At 48.1% G+C, this 17,962-nt stretch carries 18 protein-coding genes; 2 read left to right on the forward strand and 16 right to left on the reverse strand.

Going from position 1 to position 17,962, the window contains the following annotated elements:
* Positions 1 to 3 precede the first annotated feature (3 nt).
* Positions 4 to 813 carry an alpha/beta hydrolase family protein gene (locus tag ACFVS2_RS19030; RefSeq protein ID WP_390236573.1) on the reverse strand — a complete coding sequence of 270 codons (810 nt, stop codon included), beginning with the start codon at positions 811 to 813 and terminating at the stop codon, positions 4 to 6.
* A gap of 212 nt (positions 814 to 1,025) precedes the next feature.
* Between ACFVS2_RS19030 and ACFVS2_RS19035 the strand changes: the two genes are divergently transcribed.
* Positions 1,026 to 1,406, forward strand: a complete 381-nt coding sequence (locus ACFVS2_RS19035) for a winged helix-turn-helix transcriptional regulator (protein WP_173618153.1) — start codon at positions 1,026 to 1,028, stop codon at positions 1,404 to 1,406.
* A 575-nt stretch (positions 1,407 to 1,981) separates the two neighbouring features.
* Here ACFVS2_RS19035 and motB read toward each other — a convergent pair.
* From motB to ACFVS2_RS19080, 9 genes are all read right to left on the reverse strand, one after another.
* Positions 1,982 to 2,791 (reverse strand): flagellar motor protein MotB, encoded by an 810-nt coding sequence (gene motB, locus ACFVS2_RS19040; protein ID WP_173618154.1) that lies wholly within the window; start codon positions 2,789 to 2,791, stop codon positions 1,982 to 1,984.
* Positions 2,784 to 3,599 carry a flagellar motor stator protein MotA gene (gene motA, locus ACFVS2_RS19045; RefSeq protein ID WP_017249989.1) on the reverse strand — a complete coding sequence of 272 codons (816 nt, stop codon included), beginning with the start codon at positions 3,597 to 3,599 and terminating at the stop codon, positions 2,784 to 2,786. Before motA ends, motB begins: the two co-directional genes overlap by 8 nt.
* Positions 3,600 to 3,690: 91 nt before the next feature.
* Positions 3,691 to 4,422, reverse strand: coding sequence for a ZIP family metal transporter (locus ACFVS2_RS19050; RefSeq protein ID WP_007722004.1), 732 nt, complete (start codon positions 4,420 to 4,422; stop codon positions 3,691 to 3,693).
* A 123-nt stretch (positions 4,423 to 4,545) separates the two neighbouring features.
* Positions 4,546 to 5,061 (reverse strand): peptide deformylase, encoded by a 516-nt coding sequence (def, locus tag ACFVS2_RS19055; protein ID WP_048031285.1) that lies wholly within the window; start codon positions 5,059 to 5,061, stop codon positions 4,546 to 4,548.
* 4 nt (positions 5,062 to 5,065) lie between these two features.
* Positions 5,066 to 5,308: a helix-turn-helix domain-containing protein gene (locus tag ACFVS2_RS19060; protein WP_007722000.1), complete on the reverse strand. Its 243-nt coding sequence runs from the start codon at positions 5,306 to 5,308 to the stop codon at positions 5,066 to 5,068.
* 114 nt (positions 5,309 to 5,422) lie between these two features.
* Positions 5,423 to 6,025 (reverse strand): flavin reductase family protein, encoded by a 603-nt coding sequence (locus ACFVS2_RS19065; protein WP_390236578.1) that lies wholly within the window; start codon positions 6,023 to 6,025, stop codon positions 5,423 to 5,425.
* 103 nt (positions 6,026 to 6,128) lie between these two features.
* Positions 6,129 to 6,926: an ankyrin repeat domain-containing protein gene (locus ACFVS2_RS19070; RefSeq protein ID WP_390236581.1), complete on the reverse strand. Its 798-nt coding sequence runs from the start codon at positions 6,924 to 6,926 to the stop codon at positions 6,129 to 6,131.
* A 94-nt stretch (positions 6,927 to 7,020) separates the two neighbouring features.
* Entirely contained in the window at positions 7,021 to 9,039 is a 2,019-nt protein-coding gene (locus tag ACFVS2_RS19075; RefSeq protein ID WP_390236583.1) for a hypothetical protein, read from the reverse strand.
* Positions 9,040 to 9,236: 197 nt separating this feature from the next.
* Positions 9,237 to 10,964 carry a methyl-accepting chemotaxis protein gene (locus ACFVS2_RS19080; protein WP_390236586.1) on the reverse strand — a complete coding sequence of 576 codons (1,728 nt, stop codon included), beginning with the start codon at positions 10,962 to 10,964 and terminating at the stop codon, positions 9,237 to 9,239.
* A gap of 176 nt (positions 10,965 to 11,140) precedes the next feature.
* Here ACFVS2_RS19080 and solA point away from each other — a divergent pair, with 176 nt between their 5' ends.
* Positions 11,141 to 12,283, forward strand: a complete 1,143-nt coding sequence (gene solA, locus ACFVS2_RS19085) for an N-methyl-L-tryptophan oxidase (RefSeq protein ID WP_390236589.1) — start codon at positions 11,141 to 11,143, stop codon at positions 12,281 to 12,283.
* Positions 12,284 to 12,331: 48 nt separating this feature from the next.
* Here solA and ACFVS2_RS19090 read toward each other — a convergent pair whose 3' ends face one another.
* The 6 genes from ACFVS2_RS19090 to ACFVS2_RS19115 form a co-directional block, all read right to left on the reverse strand.
* On the reverse strand, positions 12,332 to 13,162 hold the full coding sequence (locus ACFVS2_RS19090) for a protein-glutamine gamma-glutamyltransferase (protein ID WP_390236592.1): 831 nt from the start codon (positions 13,160 to 13,162) through the stop codon (positions 12,332 to 12,334).
* 384 nt (positions 13,163 to 13,546) lie between these two features.
* A complete protein-coding gene (locus ACFVS2_RS19095; protein ID WP_390236595.1) occupies positions 13,547 to 14,458 on the reverse strand; it encodes a DMT family transporter in 912 nt (303 codons plus the stop codon).
* 131 nt (positions 14,459 to 14,589) lie between these two features.
* Positions 14,590 to 15,288: an LrgB family protein gene (locus tag ACFVS2_RS19100; RefSeq protein WP_390236598.1), complete on the reverse strand. Its 699-nt coding sequence runs from the start codon at positions 15,286 to 15,288 to the stop codon at positions 14,590 to 14,592.
* Entirely contained in the window at positions 15,266 to 15,655 is a 390-nt protein-coding gene (locus ACFVS2_RS19105; protein WP_007721979.1) for a CidA/LrgA family protein, read from the reverse strand. The genes ACFVS2_RS19100 and ACFVS2_RS19105 overlap by 23 nt, the downstream gene beginning before the upstream one ends.
* A gap of 114 nt (positions 15,656 to 15,769) precedes the next feature.
* A complete protein-coding gene (locus ACFVS2_RS19110) occupies positions 15,770 to 16,666 on the reverse strand; it encodes a LysR family transcriptional regulator (protein ID WP_390236601.1) in 897 nt (298 codons plus the stop codon).
* A 111-nt stretch (positions 16,667 to 16,777) separates the two neighbouring features.
* Positions 16,778 to 17,890 carry an Ig-like domain-containing protein gene (locus ACFVS2_RS19115; protein ID WP_390236604.1) on the reverse strand — a complete coding sequence of 371 codons (1,113 nt, stop codon included), beginning with the start codon at positions 17,888 to 17,890 and terminating at the stop codon, positions 16,778 to 16,780.
* Positions 17,891 to 17,962 lie beyond the last annotated feature (72 nt).

Genomic DNA, 17,962 nt, shown 5'->3' on the forward strand with positions numbered 1-17,962 from the left:
TTCTTATACGGCAACCGTCTCCTTCTCAAGCAGTCGATTCAACCAGCTCTTCGTACTTGCAATCAAGCGTTTGTAGCTGTCCGACGAGGAAAAGGTATGATCTCCCCCTACTACTACTTCTGTTTCGCAGCTCCCCCGTCTACGCAGATGCAGCTCTCGCTCATAATGGAACATGGCATCCACCGCAATGACGTCATCCCGATTGCCATGCAGGATTAACACATCTCCCTCAAACTGCTTGGCTTGACGCAGCGGAAGAGCGGTACCCAGCGACTGGAAAAAGCGCTTCTCCAAACCATAACCCAAATGATCCGTTTTGCCGTATGAAAGTGCTTCCTTGTATTCCTTCTCCCCCACGATCCGAACGATATCATCGAAGGGTCGTGCTACCGGTGCCCATAGGATGAGCGAGTGTATTCGTTTATCCTGGCTCGCTGTCAGGATACTGACAGCTCCACCCAAACTATGTCCTAGCAGGCACACACGCTCCTGATCTACCTGTTCATGCGTGAAAACATGGTCGAGAACATCACGTGTTTGCGTAAGCAGGACATCCAAACCACCTGCACCATAATCGCCGTCACTTTCCCCGCAGCCTCCGTAATCGAAGCGCAATACGCCAAAACCGTGTGAAGCCAATTCTCTGGAAGCTTTTACAAACAAGCGATTCACTCCAACTCGACTGCCGATAAAGCCGTGGCAAATGACAACCAATGGGTATTTCACTCTGGTCTTGCCTGTTGTGCATGTAGGTTCATGCAAGGTAGCCGTCAACGAAATCGTGTCGCTAGGTATTTGCAAAATCCGTTCCAAAAGAACTCACCTCTTTTATTTTTAGTATTCCGAGTTGTTTACTTAGTTATTATGCTTATTATCTTCATTTTCATGAACGCTGTCAAGATGAACCAGAAAACTCAATGAAAAATCATCCCGCACCGTTTATGATGGAGGGAACGAGGCGCAACATAAGAATGCTTGCATCGCTGAAGGTGTTGCACCGAAGATAGGATTGTGAGGAGAAAACTATGTCCGACTTGCGGAAAGAAACCTTGGAAAAAATAAAAAACGGTGATTTCAACTGTTCCAAGGAGCTGACCTTGTCTATGTTTAGCGGAAAATGGAAAGTCGTGATCCTGTGGCATTTAGGAGTAGAAGGCCCGCATCGCTTTAGCGAGCTGCAACGGCTGTTTCCAAAAATCACACATAAAATGCTGACGAATCAGTTAAAAGAACTAATCGAAGACGGGATTGTTCACCGGGAAGTATACCCGGAGGTTCCCCCGCGCGTGGAGTATTCCATGACGGAGCTGGGGATGACTCTGTTGCCTATTGTGGAAATGATGTATGAGTGGGGCGAAATGCGGATGGGGCAGTTGAAGCTAGAATTGGGGGAGTCGTCTGTGTAGCTGTTGTGGTGGGGAGGAAACAGGAGAAAACGCTCAGATTCTTGGAACACCTGCGCGGGAGCTTGGGGTGCCCGGCTCCGTGAAAAAAAGAGAAACCGCGTCCAAAGTCGACTGTTCAGGATGTCTCTCAGAGGTGGACGCTAAAGGCAGTTTCTCTTTTTTTCACTGCGCCTCGGTAGGTGTGTCCAAAGATCTTCGCTTTTTTCTCCTGTTTCCTCTGCTGCTAACTATTCGAGATTCCACCTTCTTTTTATAAAAAAGAAATAGACCACATGAATGCTGCTTTCAAGATGTAAACACTAGCTGCTTGGGAAGAAGCACATTTCCAGTCCTAGCGCCTCTGGAGCCCTACTTAGCGGAGAAATGAATGGCGGGGGTTTTCAGCTTCAACCTCTGCGAATACATCCTCGAAACTCTACTTTTGAAGCGCTCCCGACATTTATCTCGGAGCGGACAGTCTAACCCCGTGCGGGGCGTAGGCCGAAGCGTAGACTGGAAATGGGCTTCTTCCCCCTCCACTACAGCTACTATAAATGAAAAAGGATAGCCTCCCGAGGAAGCTATCCTTTTTGTTTTTACGGATTCACACTATTTTTAGGAGGAGAAGCCAGATCACGCAGGATTGCTACCTCTACCCGTCTGTTTTTCGCTCTGCCTTCTGCCGTCGTATTCGGCGCTACCGGATGGTATTCTCCCAAGCCTGTCGCGCTGAATTTCGTCGGGTCTAGGTTCTTGTTTTCCAGAAGAACCTTCAAGAAGTTAACCGAACGTTTGGCACTGAGATCCCAGTTGGACGGGAACTCTGCACGGCGAATCGGCACATTGTCCGTATGACCAGTTACGGTCACTTTTTTCGGGTGAGGCACCAGCATCGCTGCCATTTCAGACGCAAGCTTTCTCGCTTCCGGTTTCAGATCAGCTTTACCGGAGTCAAACAGCGCATTGTCCAAAATGGTGATCAGCAGTCCTTCATCGGTCAGCTTGGTCTGGAGCTTGTCCTGGAGCTTGTTTTGCTGAATGTATCCGTCCAGCTTTGTCTGCAGCTTTTTCAAGTCCTCTGTTTCTTTGCGGACCGCTTCTTCCAGACGCTTTTCTTCTTCTGTCTTCTGTTTTTCTGCTTCCTGCGCGCCTTTGTGCAAGGTTTGTTGCTGAAGTTCTGGGTCTAGCGGTACCGGGCTTGGGTAGTTCATGACTCCCACACCGCCGTTGATTGCAACGTTGAAGGACCGAACCATTTGGTCGAACTTCTTCGCATCCATCTCGCTAGAGGCGAACAACACGATAAACAAAGCGAGCAGAAGGGTGAGCAAGTCCGCGTATGGAATTAGCCAAGACTCGTCCATATGCTCTTCATGATGAGCATGTCTCTTTGGTCGCTTAGCCATTTACCGCAGCTCCTTCCTCCCTCTTCTCTTCCTTCATTTCTTCTTTCATCTCTGCACGCTCTTGGTATGGAATGTAAACCAGCAGCTTTTGTTCAATTGCAGTCGGGGATACACCCGCTTGAATGGAAAGCAATCCTTCGACCATGATTTTTTTGATTTCGATTTCTGCCTTTGATTTCCGTTTGAGCTTGGTCGCGAACGGGTGCCATAATACGTAACCCGTGAAAATACCGAGCAAGGTAGCTACGAACGCCGCCGCAATCGATATACCCAATGCATCGATGTCACTCAAGTTACCCAAGGCGGCAATCAGACCGACAACCGCACCCAATACCCCGAGAGTCGGAGCGTAGCTTCCCGCTTGGCTAAAGACGAGTGCCCCTGCCTGATGGCGCTCTTCAATGGCGTGAATTTCTTCATTCAGAACATCGCGAACAAAATCCGGTTCCCCACCATCAATGATCATCTTCATGCCGTTACGCAGAAATGGATCTTCAATCTCATCAGAAGTGTTTTCCAGTGCAAGCAATCCTTCGCGACGAGCGATGGAAGCCCAGTTCATAAACTGACCGATCAATTCTTTTTTTTCAGGGAGCTTTTCTTCTTTAAATATTATCTTGAAAAGAGCAGGAATACGTTTGATTTCCGACATAGGAAATGCGTTACAGATAGCAGCAACAGTACCTACGATGATGATCATAAATGCTGCTGGATTCAGTAATGCCATCGGACTCGCATGCTTCAAGATCATCCCGACCACTACTGCAATAATACCCAAAACTATACCTATCAAGGTAGACTTTTCCATCGTGACACTCCCTACTTCCATAATCGAAATCTATCTATATATGGTTTCGGAATTTTTGCTCTCACTTGTGAGGCTTTTTGAAAAAAACCGCTCATCCAAACGACTGAACTAGTCCAATCATGACCAAAAGTCCTAGGATGAACGAAAAAGTCGCGGATCGAGCATGACCATCTCCATGGCTTTCGGGGATGAGCTCCTTGTAAACGATAAACAACATCGCGCCTGCGGCAAAGGAAAGCCCATATGGCACCAGCCCTTGAACCACAGAGGTCAGGTAATAGCCACAGATTCCAGAGACGATTTCGACTGCTCCAGTCATCGTAGCCAAAATAAACGCCTTGAGACGACTGACCCTTTGATTAATCAGGAAGAGAGCGACCAGGAAGCCTTCTGGTGCATTTTGCAGACCGATTGCAAAAGAAATCAGGCCACCCAAGCCGGATTGTTCACTCGAATAGCTCACGCCAACGGATAAGCCCTCTGGAATATTGTGCAAGGTAATCGCGGACAAAATCAGCAGCGATTGCGAATCCATCGAAATGTTGATTCTCGTATGCTCCAGATCGATATGCGGGACGATGCTTTCCAACACCGTAAGCATCAATGTTCCGGTAAGCACTCCCAAACAAACGATAATAAATGGCGCGCTATGAAGTGCCTGTGGGATCAGACTGAATGTCGAGGCAGCCACCATAATTCCAGCCGTAAACGCCAGCAATATATCCCGCCATCGATGTGATACCGACTTGAAAAAAAGGATAGGCAAGGCGCCCACTCCAGTAGCCATGGCAGAAAGAAAGCTACCTATCAGTAGTTGTTCCATGTGTGTTCCTCCACGTAATAATGCCGCTCTTCAGATGATACCATCTAGGTTCACAGTAAAGATATACGGAACAAACGGCCTTCTACTATCATATTTCCCGAATCGAAACGGTACGCCTTTTTGTTAGGCCTTTTTTGTTAAACGGATCACATCCAGCAAATCGATTTTTTGTCTTGTTTTTTCATGATACAGCCACTTTTCCTGAACATGATCCACAAATAAAATTCCGTCTAAATGGTCGATTTCATGCTGCATACAAACAGCAAGGAATCCGTCTCCCGTAAGGATCATTTCCTCACCTTGTCTGTTCAACGTCTTTACCTTTACATGCTCGGCTCTCTTTACATTGCCATAGTAACCCGGAAAAGATAAGCAAGCTTCCATTCCGATTTGTTCGCCACTCTTTTCTATGATTTCCGGATTAATGAGCTCAATTAATCCATCTCCACAATCCATGACAATCACTCTGCGAAGAATGCCTACTTGAGGTGCGGCAAGGCCAGCACGGCCGTCCGTGGCATATAAGGTTTCAGCCATCTCATCCAGTAACTTGAACGTTTTCGCATTCAGCTCATCCACTGGCTTGGCTACTTTGCGCAAGATTGGGTCTCCAAAAGGCAAAATCTGTTTCACTGCCATCTTTTTATGCTCCCTTCACTCTATTAGGCGGTGTATATGCCCACAAGTCATTTGGTGTACACTCCAGAGCTGTACAGAGTGCATCAAGTGTCTCGGCTTTCATTTGTTTGGGTTGACTGGTTAGTAAAGCACTGATGGAGGCTGGAGACAGACTGTAATTTGCTTTCTCTTTCAACAGCCTTGCTAAAGCGGCTCCCGTCCAAACTCCTCTTTCTGCCATTACTTTTCGCAACATCCAGACAAGCATCTTTTCACCCCCTCAAAAATTTCGGCATCAACTAATTTTATTAGGCAACACCTAATATACCATATTTTGCATACAGAAATAAAAAAACGCCAAATAATTGGCGTTTTTGACGTTCTACGTTTCCGATCGATATGTTTTTCCCAACTGATCACTCAGACCAAAATAATGGCGGAAGTTGTAAATCAGCGGATTCCATGCTTGAGGATTCACGTGATGAGCACTTTGGACAATCTGTTTGTCTGCATGGACGTGACGCACCTCTGTCTCCACAATCGCAAACATGTCGGCATATTCCGGAAAACGGATTGTGCGGACGACAGCTTCGAGTTGAAGAGGGCATTCTCCCACTCGCTTTGGACGAACGCTATCAGAGTCAACTGGAGTCAGCTTGGCTGCCTGAAACTTATCCGCTTCATAACGGAAGCCCAGTTCTTTTTTATAGGCGGGTACGGGATTGCTGCCTGTTAGCGGAGCCAATGCTTCTACTTGCTGCCACATGGAGGCATCCGGCAAATTGATGACACACTCCGGCCGCTGACGCAAATTTTCCAATCCATGCGAGCCAAACCCGAGTCCTAGAATGACATAATTTCCTAACGCCCATGACGATGAAATGGGACTGATATTCGTTGTTCCATCTTCATTTTCAGTCGTCAACAGGACGACGGGAGTTCCGTAATACAAAATCTTCGGCTGAATGGTCGTATGGCTAGTCATGAACATAGCCTCCTTTGACTAGAATCACTCTTGCTATGACTCATTCTAGTCGAGGATTATTTCCATCGCGCTCGAAGTATGAATGTATGCTTACCTCCGCAACTTAGCGTGCTCCTGCTTTTTGCAGGATTTGTACTATCTCGTGATAACCTCGTTCTTTTGCACGATACAGAGGTGTTTTTCCTTCACTATCCGGGATGTTCACATCAGCGCCATGGTCGATTAACAGTTGGACCATCTCTTGTTGTTTTTTTCCTCCATCGTTCAATACGATTGCTTCCATCAGTGCTGTCCAGCCTGGATTGTTCACATGGTTGACGTCTACATCGGTTCGGGTAAGAAGCTCCTTTGCTACTTCCACATACCCATGTTCTCCCGCTGGAATCAAAGGTGTTCCTCCGAAACGGTTGTAAATCTTCGTATCTGGGCCTGCATCGATAACCAGCTTCAAGATTTCTAAGTATCCTTCTGCTCCCGCATACAAGAACGGATTATCTTGCCGGTCGTCCTGAATATTGATGTCAGCTCCTGCTTCAATGAGGACCTTCACGGTTTCCACATGGTTGCCGTGTGTAGCCGCCATCGCCGCTGTTCTTCCACGATCATCCTGTGCGTTTATCTCAGCCCCTGCTGCCAGGCTCGCCTTGACTTCATCGGTTTTGCCCTCGGCTGCTGCAGAGAGTAGTTTTTTGTTCAGTTCTTTCACTTCTTCTTGTGATAGAGTTGGTTTTTTCCCTGGTTGAGACTGTTGCTGCGGTGGCTGCGGTGGCTGTGGTATTGCTGGTTGTTGTTGTTGCTGCTGCTGGGCGGTCGTTACAGCCGGAGCTGTTGTGGACGGTTCATCCATGCAGCCAGTCAACAGCATTCCAAATGGGATTGCGGTGAGAATGAGTTTGTACATTTGGCACCTTCCTCCTTGGTATGTTATTGAGATATAGGCCTAAGCCCGGTTGCGTACCGAGCTTAGAGTGCCTATTAAGGGGTTTCGTTCGTGATTATTTTGTCGTGAAGGTAAGTCCTGCCCATTGCCCTACAGGAGTAACGGAATACAGGGTGTTTGGTTCTAATTTGCCGCCGTTCATGATCTCAAAGATTCCCGTAGCGCCTTTGCGTGTTGTTACCTTGTATTGGGCAACAAGCTCTGTCCCATCTGGTGCTGTAAGCGTGATTTGGCGGAAAGCAAACAGTTCATCACGCGGGTCTGTGCTGAGTCTTACCTCCAGCGTAGTCTCGTTTACTTCATTTACAGAGCGAATCGTCAGCGGGTTGATCGCTTTTGCAGTGAACTTGGCATCCTTAATATCGGCCCAATCTGATGTAACGGTGTATTCTACGCCTGGGATCAGTGTCTCCCCTGCTGGCAAACGGAATTTTGGCTCCTGTCGACCATCTGTGGCTTGTGTAAATGGAACGTACGTCGCTACGATTGGCTCGCCACCCTCTGGCGTGATGTACACTTGTGCCATTCTCAGAGATGAAATGATCTCATAGCTCTTTCCACGGTAGCGATTGTTTTCATCCAATACAAAATCCAGACCATTTCGTTTCCCGACATTAGACGCAATCACATTTTCATAGTCCGTTACGCCAGCGCGCAGGCTTGATTCGATCTCAATCGTATCGTACGCTACCTGACGGGCTTCGACCATGTCCAGCCTATCGCTGTTTGTTTCAAAAGTGCCTGCCTCATCGTCTTTGTATGTCAACGTGTAAGTCATGTCGGAAGCCTGAGGAGTCGTTGGAACCAAGTAGGTCGCGGTTGTCCCTGTTTTTAATTGCGGGATATTGCGAATCGTCAAACCGTTATCAAATTGGAAATTTTCCTGTGCTTGCGCAAGCGCCAGATCTTCTGTTACGAGTGGAGCTGAGAAGGTAACTTCCAATGTGATCGGATTGAGCGACTTGATGCTACGTACTTCTGCATTTTCATCTGGTTGGGCATCCGTTGTAACAGACACGTTTCGCGCTGTAGCCCATTCTCCTACTGGTCTCACCTGATAGATGACATTTGAAGCCAGCTCTTCGCCGTTCATGATTTCAAACGTTCCCGTTGCTCCTTTGCGCGTCGTAAATTTGTATTGGGCAACCAGCTCTGTTCCATCTGGAGCTGTCAACGTGATGCGGCGGAGTGGAAAAATCTCTTCGCGCGGATCGCGTCGCAGTGTGACATCGAGTGTTGTTTCACTTGTAGCTTCTACAGACTGGATGGTAAGTGGATCAAATTCTTTCGCCGTAAAGGTAGCGTCACGGAAATCAGCCCAGTCAGCGGAAACCGTGTAAGTGACACCCGGCTCAAGCTGCTCTCCCTCTGGCAGACGGAATTTCGGTTCTTGACGACCATCCGTATTCTGGGTGAACGGAACGTAAGTAGCAATGATCGGCTCACCGTTTCTTGGTGTCAGAGTTACTTGTGTACCGCGCAAGGAAGAGATGATTTGGTATTCCTTTCCTTTGTAACGGTTGTCCTCATCTAGTTCAAAGTCTAGACCGCCTCGATTGCCTGCGTACGCTTCGATTACATTCCCGTAATCTGTTACGCGGTCACTCAGGCGCGACTCTAGCTCAATGGTATCATTGTCTACTTGACGTGCCTCTCTCATATTGATTTGTTCTGTGTTGGCTGCGAAAGTGCCTACTTCCTCGCCTTTGTAGCTAAAGGTATACGTCGTTCCTTCCTCTTGCGGGGTAGTAGGTACGATGTAGGTAGATTTGAATCCAGTTTTTAGCTGTGGAACATTTCGAACGGATAGGTCGTTATCAAATTCGAAGTTTTTCTGTGCGTTGTTGAGTGCCACTTCTTCTGAGCTGAGCGGCTCTGCAAAGGTGATCTCTAGTGTAATGGAATTCAGAGACTTGATGCTCGTTACCTCAACAGCTTCGCTTTCGGCCTGCTTATCATGAGAGGCTGCTCTCGCGACTGTATCCATGTTCAGAACGTTGAAAGGAACCGCTACCCCTGTTCCAAGCATCGACGCAAGTATAAGTAGTGAGAGGTGCTTTTTCGTTTTCTTCATACGATCATCTCCTTGTCTACGATGGGGGATCAACCCTCTGAATCTATCGTAGTCGGTAGAGATAAACTCCTACTAAACCTGTTCTTAATGAACTATTTCGTAAAGATTAACTTTTTCTAAAAAAATGACAATGGACAGAAGAAAAAACAAAAACGCCAATCACTTTGGCGTTTTTGCATTCGTTTATTCGGTTATGCCTACACCTTAAATCGGCGAATCATGTGCTGTAGCTCTTCTGCCATATGGGAAAGAGCTGTTGCTGACGAAGCGATTTCCTCCATAGAAGCGAGCTGCTGCTGTGTAGCAGCGGAAACGTTTTGCGTGCCATCAGCAGTCAAGTCGGAAACTTCGCTGACCAGCTCCATCGCTTGTACGACTTGTTCGGAATGGGCTGATACTTCCTGGGCAGATGCAGACACGTCGTGAATCTGGTCGGCTACTGTGCCAATCGAGCTCTGAATTTGACCGAAAGTTTCGCCCGCACGATGAACGACGCGAATCCCTTCTTGTACTTCCCGGGTGCCTGTTTCCATCGATTCGACCGCGACTTTTGTATCTGTCTGAATCGTACTGATCAACTGCGCAATTTTTTGGGCGGACTGAGCCGATTGCTCTGCCAGCTTCCGTACTTCATCTGCAACAACCGCGAATCCACGGCCGTGCTCTCCTGCTCGTGCTGCTTCGATCGCTGCATTGAGGGCGAGCAAATTGGTCTGATCCGCAATGCCTGTAATGACCTCAATGATCTCTCCGATTGCTTGAGAATGATTACCCAGACCGTCTACCACGGACGAGAGCTCACGCATGGAAGTGTGGATCGCATTCATTTGTTGAACCGCTGCCTGTATCGACTGGTTCCCTTCTCCTGCCATGTTTGCGACTTCGCTCACCATATTGGATGTTTGCTGTGCGTTATTTGCGATTTGACGAATTCCTCGTGACATATCATCAATGGATTTCGCCCCATTGTCTACACTCGCTACCTGGCGATCAACGCCTGCTGCCACTTCTTGAACAGTAACAGCAATCTGTTCGGTGGCCCTGCTCGTCTGATCTGCACTTGCTGTCAATTGCTCTGCCGATGCGGCTACCTGCTCGGAAGTTCCGCCTACCTGACGAATGACAGTAGTTAAACTGCTAGTCATCTCATTGAACGAATTCGCCAGATCCAAAATCTCGTCACGACTTTTGACAACCAATGGCTCCACACGTAAATCACCATCAGCCACTTTCTTCATCTCTTCCATCAAACGCAAGATCGGTCGACGGATACTTGACGTCAGTACGACAGCTAGCGTCACACACGCAATGATAGAGATAACCAAGATAATATTCAGGTCCCGCTTGACTGACTCATACAGTTCCGCACTTTCCGTGCCAGCGCGCTGTGCTCCCTCACTGTTATACGTCATCATGGCATCCAAATATTTTTTGCGTTCTAAAAACAATTCACTGCCTTTTTTCTTGATGCGATCCAGCTCGGCCATATCTGCATCGGTAGCTGGCCTTCTGATGTCGACCTTTTTGGCGATTGCCACGTATTGCGGACTGAATTCCTCAAATTTTTTCAGCGCCTGCTTCAATCCTTCAAAATTGTTACGGTCCTCTTCACCGAAAATCGTTTTTTCATAGCTGGTCAATAAACCGTCCATATAGGCAAATTGGTCATCGACTTGCTTTGCATACTTGTTCTTGTCATCCATGTTCTCTGACGTAAGCATGGTTTGCGTAACTCCGTAAACGGATTCCAGTGTCATGTTGATCTTCAAAATATCTTCCAGACCTGGGCGCCAATTCGTATTCATTTCCACCATCTTCTGATTCATCTGTTCCATCTTGGTAATGGTCATGATCCCCATAATCAGCATGATGACCAGGATCAGCGCGAACGCACTACCCAATTTTTTTCCGATCGTCCATTTCATTTCGTAAACACCACTTTTCTTAACTTATGATGATAGCGTAATCTCCTTTTCCCTCCCAACTGATGGAATAAACCTTGTTGCGCACAAAAAAATTGATATTTACAAAAAAATTAAAATCCACAATTCAGAAAACTCCTGTAAGATAGATGAAAATAAAGCGGAATGGAGGACTGATGATGCAAAACTACGACGTCATTATTGTTGGAGCAGGATCGATGGGAATGGCAGCTGGCTACTATCTGGCGAAGCAGGGCGTGCGTACACTCATGATCGATGCCTTTGATCCCCCACACACGATGGGTAGCCATCATGGGGATACCCGTATCATTCGCCATGCGTATGGAGAAGGAAAACAGTACGTCCCGCTTGCGTTGCGAGCGCAACAGTTGTGGTCAGAATTGGAACAAGCATCCGGCATGCCGATCTTCGCCAAAACAGGTGTTTTGAACGCTGGACCCTTGAATTGTCCTTTCCTGAATGAAATACGGGAGAGCGCCGAGCAGAACTCCCTGCCGTTGGAAGTACTCAGTGCCGATGAGGTCATGCAACGCTGGCCAGGAATCAATCTGCCTGCTGATTACTATGGTTGCCTGGAGCCTACCTCAGGTGTGCTTTATTCTGAAAACGGCATTCGCGCCTATCGAGAGCTCGCCCTTGCCTCAGGAGCTAGGCTGTTGACGAACACGCCAGTCACGCAGTTGGAACCAGCAGGAAATGGGTTTATCGTGCATACGGAATCTGCCAGCTACCACAGCGATAAAGTCCTTCTATCCGCTGGTGCTTGGAATGGCTCTCTCCTTGACTCATTGGGCTTGTCCATCCCTCTCACCCCTACACGCAAAACGGTCGCCTGGTTTGGTGCAGATGAGAGCCAGTACAGTGCGGATGGCTTTCCCGCTTTCATCTTTCGCCTTCATGACTCCATGTTTTACGGATTTCCCAGCTTTGATGGCACTGGTGTAAAAATCGGACGTCACGATGGAGGTCAAGCCATCGATCCCGACAAATTGGAACGTACCTTTGGCACCTATTTATCAGACGAAGGCGATGTTCGCTCTTTTTTGGAAGCGTATATGCCTGGAGCAGCCGGACCATTGCGACAAGGCAAGGTATGCATCTACACCATGACACCAGATGAGCATTTCGTCATTGACCGTCATCCTGAACATCCACAGCTTGTATTAGCAGCAGGCTTTTCCGGGCACGGTTTTAAATTCGCCAGTGCCATCGGGGAAGCGACCAGCCAACTGCTGGTAGAGGGAGCATCCTCCCTTGACCTGTCTATGTTTTCTTGGAAGCGATTCTCCTGTCCATCATGATTGAAAAAAGCCTCTCGCCGCATTTATGGCAGGAGGCTTTTGTTCGTTTTACCACTCCCAAGACAAAGAACCGATCTGCGCTGTAATTCGACTGCTCGCTTGTATGGGATGGCCGAAAACTCGCATGACAGAACGACCATTGTCGTAGGGAAACAGGTAGGCGAAACCAGGCCGAGTCGCCTGATTGACCAGATAGGCGGACCTCATCGCTCCCTCTCTTCGTTGTTCATTCAAAAACGCTACCATCTCATTCGCTCGTTTGATCCCCGCACCATGCCCGTAATACAGTCCATTGCCGAGCACTACTGCATTTTCCCCTTGCCACTGCGGTGTCGCGCGGTCGTAATCAGGATTGGCAAAATAAATCACATCACCAGGCAAAAAGGTATTTGTCCTTATTGTTTGCAAGTCCAGATCCTGATCGTACCGCCAGTCATATAGCAAGATGTCCGAAAACATTCTCTCAAAATCCGGTAAACGAATGGACTGTAGGACTGCATGATAAATAATAATGACCATCGCCGTAGCGCATTCCGTGGCGTATTTTTGTCCCTCACGAAAAATATTGATAATCCCGCTGGATGGCAGCACTCCCGGTCGCAAGCGGAATCCGCCCTGGTCTGTTCGAATCCAGTATGCTGGATTGGCACGAGATTCTTCAAAAGTAGAAAAGGCCAGGCCGCTTTCGTTCAGTGCCAAGGCAGACCTCACCAGATGATCGCGCATTTTCAGTTCAAATTGCAGGAGTTCAGGAGTCGGATATTCAAATGTTTCATCACTACGTGCCATAATCGCTACCGTTTCACGCTGTACCGGATTTAATCCCCATTCCGCTGCCAACGAGGCGGGATTAGCTGGTCTCCCCGCTATGACGATCATATACAACCTCCCCTTCACACACTGTCCTTCTTATTTGTATGCGAAAGCCCATGTCCACGTGATCGACTAAGAAAAAGCATGAGTCAGCATAGTGGTGGAGAAGAAAAAGCACCGTTCTCTTCGACTCTGACACGCCAGCAGGGAGGAATCACTGGCCGTCTCCACTACAAAAAGGGGACCGTCGAGCCAAAGCCACCCTACGGGCGGAAGATTCTCAGGGGAGAAGTGTTCGACAAGCGTGGTCTCCTTTTTGTAGTTCCGACTGGGTAGGCGTTGTCAAGGTCTACGAGCCCTGTGCTTTTTCTTCTCACTAGCCTTGTGCGTTGATCGGTACCTTCTAATAAAAAAATCCCTCGCCTGTTTGAGCTGACGAGGGATCCCTTTTTATCCTTGTGCTTGTTTTACTGTATGTGGTGTCGGGGTCGAGACGTGCTTTAAGCGTGAGAACATATAGCAGCCGACAATGACGATCACACTGCCGAGTAATTGGATGATGGTCATACGCTCCCCGAGCAAAAGAAAGGCGAGAATGGCCGTAAAAATAGGATTGAAATTGAGGAACATACCGGCTGAGGTTGCGCCAACCTTTTGTACACCGATATTCCACAATACCATACTGACAACAGTCGCCATTACACCAACGTAGAACAGCGACAGCCAGAACGTCCAATCTGTGTTGCTAATCGTAAATGTGGTGACATTAAAGGGCAGCATCAACGCGACACCGAAAATCCCCGAGTACAGTGTGGACATCATCGGCGAGACCGTCTTCATCGCCCAACGCCCGCATACAGAGTAAATCCCCCACATGGCGACAGCGGCGAGCATCCACAAATCCCCTGTGTTGAAGTGCAACTGGGACAAGTGTGCGAAGTCTCCTTTTGTCATCACCACAAGCACGCCTGCAAACGAGACGAGCATCGCGACAATCTGCAACGGTCGAATTTTATCGCCCATCAGCAAAAAGGAAAAAATCGCGATCGAAACCGGATTCAGCGTGGACAATAGACCGACATTGGTCGCGTCTGTCCGCTCAAGCGCCCAGAACATGAATAAATTAAAAAGTGCTACGCCGGTCACTCCCATCACGATCAAAGGAAGAAGTGCCTCTCGCGTTGGAAAAATCCGCTTTTCGCGTATCCAAACAACCGGCAACAAGCAAACAACAGCAATCAGCCAGCGCAAATTGGTCAGCGTCAAGGAAGACGCGTGCCCGACAAGAAATTTACCGACAACAAAATTCCCTCCCCAAAGGAAGCTGGTACAGAGTAAAAGGACGATATACAGCGGTCTCATGATGCCTCCTGCCATGTTGAAAGAGTGTGGAGCTTTTATTTGTCCTCTATCATACACCTTTCGCCAGCACTTGGGCGGTCATGTTGCACTTTCGTGAAATAAAAAAAGGGGCTATCTAACAGCCCCTTCCCTCACACAGCCAGCCACGACATGATCACCGGCAACAAGGTAAACGCCCATACCACCGTAATCATCGCTCCGGCGATCACAGCCAAAGTTGCACTGCTTCCTTCTGTTTCCCCACGCTCAAAAGCTTTTACCATCCCCAACGCATGTGCGCCCATTCCGTACATCAAGCCGATGGAAACAGGATGACGGAGCCTCATTCTCTTGATGATTTTGGGAGCCAAAAAAACGCCTGCGAAGCTGGTCAGCATGCCGAATACCGCCGTCATCGTAGGCAAACCACCAATCGCCTCAGTTACGCTCACCGCAATCGGCAGAGTAATCGAGCGAGGAATGACGCTAATTGCCGCATCTTTTCCCAGACCGACTAGCATCGTCGTGGAGACACCTGCAATGATGGCAATGAGGGAACCCGTGGCGAGACTCGTCAAAATCATCCGGCGATGCGCCATTAACACCGACCAATTTCGGTACAGCGGAATCGCAAACGCCACTGTGACTACGCTCATCATCTCACTAATAAGCGAGGTCGCTTCACTGTACACCTGATAAGGAATGCCTGCGATAAGCAAAAACACAATCAATCCGATTGGCGCCAATAAGGCCGGAGAAAACAGCAGCGACGGTCTTTTCTTGTTGAACCGTTTTGCTGCATAGAAGAAAACGAGTGTCAGGAGCACGCTAGACGTTTTCCACAGGATCATGCTGTTTCACCTCTCCACGATTGAACATGCGCTCAGCAACAACACCTGTCGAAATCATCACTAGTGCACAACCACTTACGACGACCACAAGCACCAGCAATCCTTTTATACCTAATAACCATGGATACTGCATCATCCCGACCAACGATGGTACGAAAAACAGGATCATCTGCGAGAATAACAGAGTCGCTCCTGCTTCCACCCACTGTAGACGAATCAAGCCGGTATACAGACAAATGAACAAAAGCGCGAGTCCGATCAAACTACCGGGAACAGGAAGGTGAAAAAACGAGCTCACCCATTTCCCAAGCCAGGTGAAGCCGAACAATAGCAAAACTTGTGCGATGATGGAAAACCATCTTTTCATCGAGACCACCCCAGTTGCTTTACAAAGGTTGTTCAAAAAGTCACCTTTTGAACGAGTTACCTTCATTCTAAGCCGTCTCGATTCCATTCGTACAATACATAAAAATCATCATTTCTATTCCATTTGGTTATGGCTGTACATTTTCTCTACAAACGATATGAAAGCCTTTGTCGCATGCGATAAATACCCTTCTTTTCGATAAATCAAGGCATACTGCCAGTCAATCACTGGGTAGGAAATGTTGACGGTGTGCAATTGTCCGTTATTCAAGCGTCTCACAATGGAGCGTGGAATGAGTGATATTCCCAGTTGGGTAGCCACCATCTCTCCGACAAAATCCCATAAAGAGCTCATGTAAGCGACTTTCGGTTCAAAGCCGGACAGCTTACACGCTTGGCGCACCACATCATGCAGCGCGTACTCTTCGGTAAACAAAATGAAAGCCTCGTCCTTGAGCTGTTCCAAGCTCACCTCATCGACTCCCGCGAGCCAATGCTCCCGATGAACGATCGCGACCAGATCCTCTGCGAGCAAGGGAACCGCCACAAATTTTTCCTGATCCGCTGGAAGAACGGTTAATGCCACATCGATGCTTCCTTGCTCCATTTGGATTTCAAGCAGCTTGGCGCTGAATTCCTTCATCTCGATATCGATGCCTGGATACTGCTTTTTAAACAAGGCGATCACATTCGGCAAGAGAAAAGAACCCACCGTCGGCATCATGCCCAGTTTGACCCGACCACGCTCGACATTTCGCAATTCTGCAATCGATAACGACATGCCTTCCATCAGCTGCAACACTTTGGTCGCATAGCTGTAGACCATTTCCCCTGCGTCTGTCAGATCCATTTTCCGCTCCGTCCGATCCAGCAGAACTACCTCAAGCTCTTCTTCCAATGCCTTGATCATTTTGCTGATAGAAGGCTGGGAGACGTGGAGGGATTGTGCGGCCTTCGTAAAGTTTTTATGTTTGACTACTTCCACAAAGTATTGCAGCTGTCGAATATCCATGATGCCCTCCGTCTTCGTCCAATCAAAAGCGTTAGCTACAGATTACCACAAGCGAGAGTATGCGAAAAAGCCAGGTACGCAGTCGCGCCCTGGCTTTTCCTCCAGCGTGAGTTACTTCACGGTTACTTGTATTTTTACGGCTTTTCCATTGTACGTAGCCGCAATCGTTGCACGCCCTGCTTTCACAGCCGTGATCTTGCCATCCGCTACAGTCACCACGGAACTGTTCGTGGAGATCCAGTCTGCATCGACTGTGACATCGACCTTGGTTTTGTCGGTATAGATAGCAGATACCTTCAAGTCTTTTGATTCGCCGACTTTGAGAGCGACCTTTTTCGTGTCAAATTCCAGCTTGGAGATGACAGCAGACTCTACAGGGATCGAGATCGTCTTTCCACCGTAAGTGGCTTTGATTCTCGTTTTGCCAGAGCCTACAGTTGTCACGACTCCGTTTTCAACTGTGGCGACTTTTGCATCGTCGGATGTCCACTTGGCTTTGCTTGTTACATCAACTTTTTCTTTGGTAGACAAGGTAGCCAGCAGCGTAACCGACTGAGTGGTGTCTGGACGCAGATACAGCTTTTTCTTATCACTGTCCAGCTTGGAGACGACATCCACCTCTACTGAAATGGATACGCTTTTTCCACCGTACTTCACTTTGAGTTTCGCTGTGCCCGAGCCTACTGCCGTCACCAAACCATTCGTTACCGTTACGATTTCCTTATCATCGCTTTCCCACTCTGCATTGGCAGTTACATCAGAGGTAGACTTGTCAGAGAAGGTTGCTGTTGCGTTTACCTGCTTCGTGCCTCCCACGCTGAGAGCCAGTTTCTTCTGATCAGCAGTGAGCTTGGAAATCACATCGATCTCAACAGGGACATTCACACTTTTGCCCCCGAAGCTTGCTTTCACTCTTGTTTTACCGGAACTAACAGCGGTTACCAAGCCTTTTTCAACGCTGGCGATTTCACTGTCAGAGGAAGTCCACTCTGCTTGCTGTGTGACGTCTTCCGTTGTTTTATCCGTGTATTGCACGCGGACGTTCAACTGCTGCGTCCCCGCTTTTTTCAATTTTACTGTCTTTGTATCAACCACAAGCTTGGAAATCTTCTTCTGCGTACTTGTCGTCGCAGAATTTGCCAATGCCGGTACTTGGCCGACACTGGAAAAGATCAGCCCAACGGTAACAGCCGTAGCGAGCATACCTTTTTGCCAGTTTCTCATGCTCACATCCCTCTCCTTTTCCTCTCTACTTTTCCACCATTTTCTATATCGGCTAAACAGCCTTATTTGTTG

The sequence above is a fragment of the Brevibacillus sp. NPDC058079 genome (assembly GCF_042885155.1).
In the GTDB taxonomy this organism is placed as follows: domain Bacteria; phylum Bacillota; class Bacilli; order Brevibacillales; family Brevibacillaceae; genus Brevibacillus.

Bases quoted from the DNA above. Each gene is read 5' to 3' on its own strand.
- ACFVS2_RS19035 (WP_173618153.1), top strand. From the start codon at position 1,026: ATGTCCGACTTGCGGAAAGAAACCTTGGAAAAAATAAAAAACGGTGAT.
- motB (WP_173618154.1), bottom strand. From the start codon at position 2,791: ATGGCTAAGCGACCAAAGAGACATGCTCATCATGAAGAGCATATGGAC.
- motA (WP_017249989.1), bottom strand. From the start codon at position 3,599: ATGGAAAAGTCTACCTTGATAGGTATAGTTTTGGGTATTATTGCAGTA.
- ACFVS2_RS19050 (WP_007722004.1), bottom strand. From the start codon at position 4,422: ATGGAACAACTACTGATAGGTAGCTTTCTTTCTGCCATGGCTACTGGA.
- def (WP_048031285.1), bottom strand. From the start codon at position 5,061: ATGGCAGTGAAACAGATTTTGCCTTTTGGAGACCCAATCTTGCGCAAA.
- ACFVS2_RS19060 (WP_007722000.1), bottom strand. From the start codon at position 5,308: ATGCTTGTCTGGATGTTGCGAAAAGTAATGGCAGAAAGAGGAGTTTGG.
- ACFVS2_RS19065 (WP_390236578.1), bottom strand. From the start codon at position 6,025: ATGACTAGCCATACGACCATTCAGCCGAAGATTTTGTATTACGGAACT.
- ACFVS2_RS19070 (WP_390236581.1), bottom strand. From the start codon at position 6,926: ATGTACAAACTCATTCTCACCGCAATCCCATTTGGAATGCTGTTGACT.
- ACFVS2_RS19075 (WP_390236583.1), bottom strand. From the start codon at position 9,039: ATGAAGAAAACGAAAAAGCACCTCTCACTACTTATACTTGCGTCGATG.
- ACFVS2_RS19080 (WP_390236586.1), bottom strand. From the start codon at position 10,964: ATGAAATGGACGATCGGAAAAAAATTGGGTAGTGCGTTCGCGCTGATC.
- solA (WP_390236589.1), top strand. From the start codon at position 11,141: ATGCAAAACTACGACGTCATTATTGTTGGAGCAGGATCGATGGGAATG.
- ACFVS2_RS19090 (WP_390236592.1), bottom strand. From the start codon at position 13,162: ATGATCGTCATAGCGGGGAGACCAGCTAATCCCGCCTCGTTGGCAGCG.
- ACFVS2_RS19095 (WP_390236595.1), bottom strand. From the start codon at position 14,458: ATGAGACCGCTGTATATCGTCCTTTTACTCTGTACCAGCTTCCTTTGG.
- ACFVS2_RS19100 (WP_390236598.1), bottom strand. From the start codon at position 15,288: ATGATCCTGTGGAAAACGTCTAGCGTGCTCCTGACACTCGTTTTCTTC.
- ACFVS2_RS19105 (WP_007721979.1), bottom strand. From the start codon at position 15,655: ATGAAAAGATGGTTTTCCATCATCGCACAAGTTTTGCTATTGTTCGGC.
- ACFVS2_RS19110 (WP_390236601.1), bottom strand. From the start codon at position 16,666: ATGGATATTCGACAGCTGCAATACTTTGTGGAAGTAGTCAAACATAAA.
- ACFVS2_RS19115 (WP_390236604.1), bottom strand. From the start codon at position 17,890: ATGAGAAACTGGCAAAAAGGTATGCTCGCTACGGCTGTTACCGTTGGG.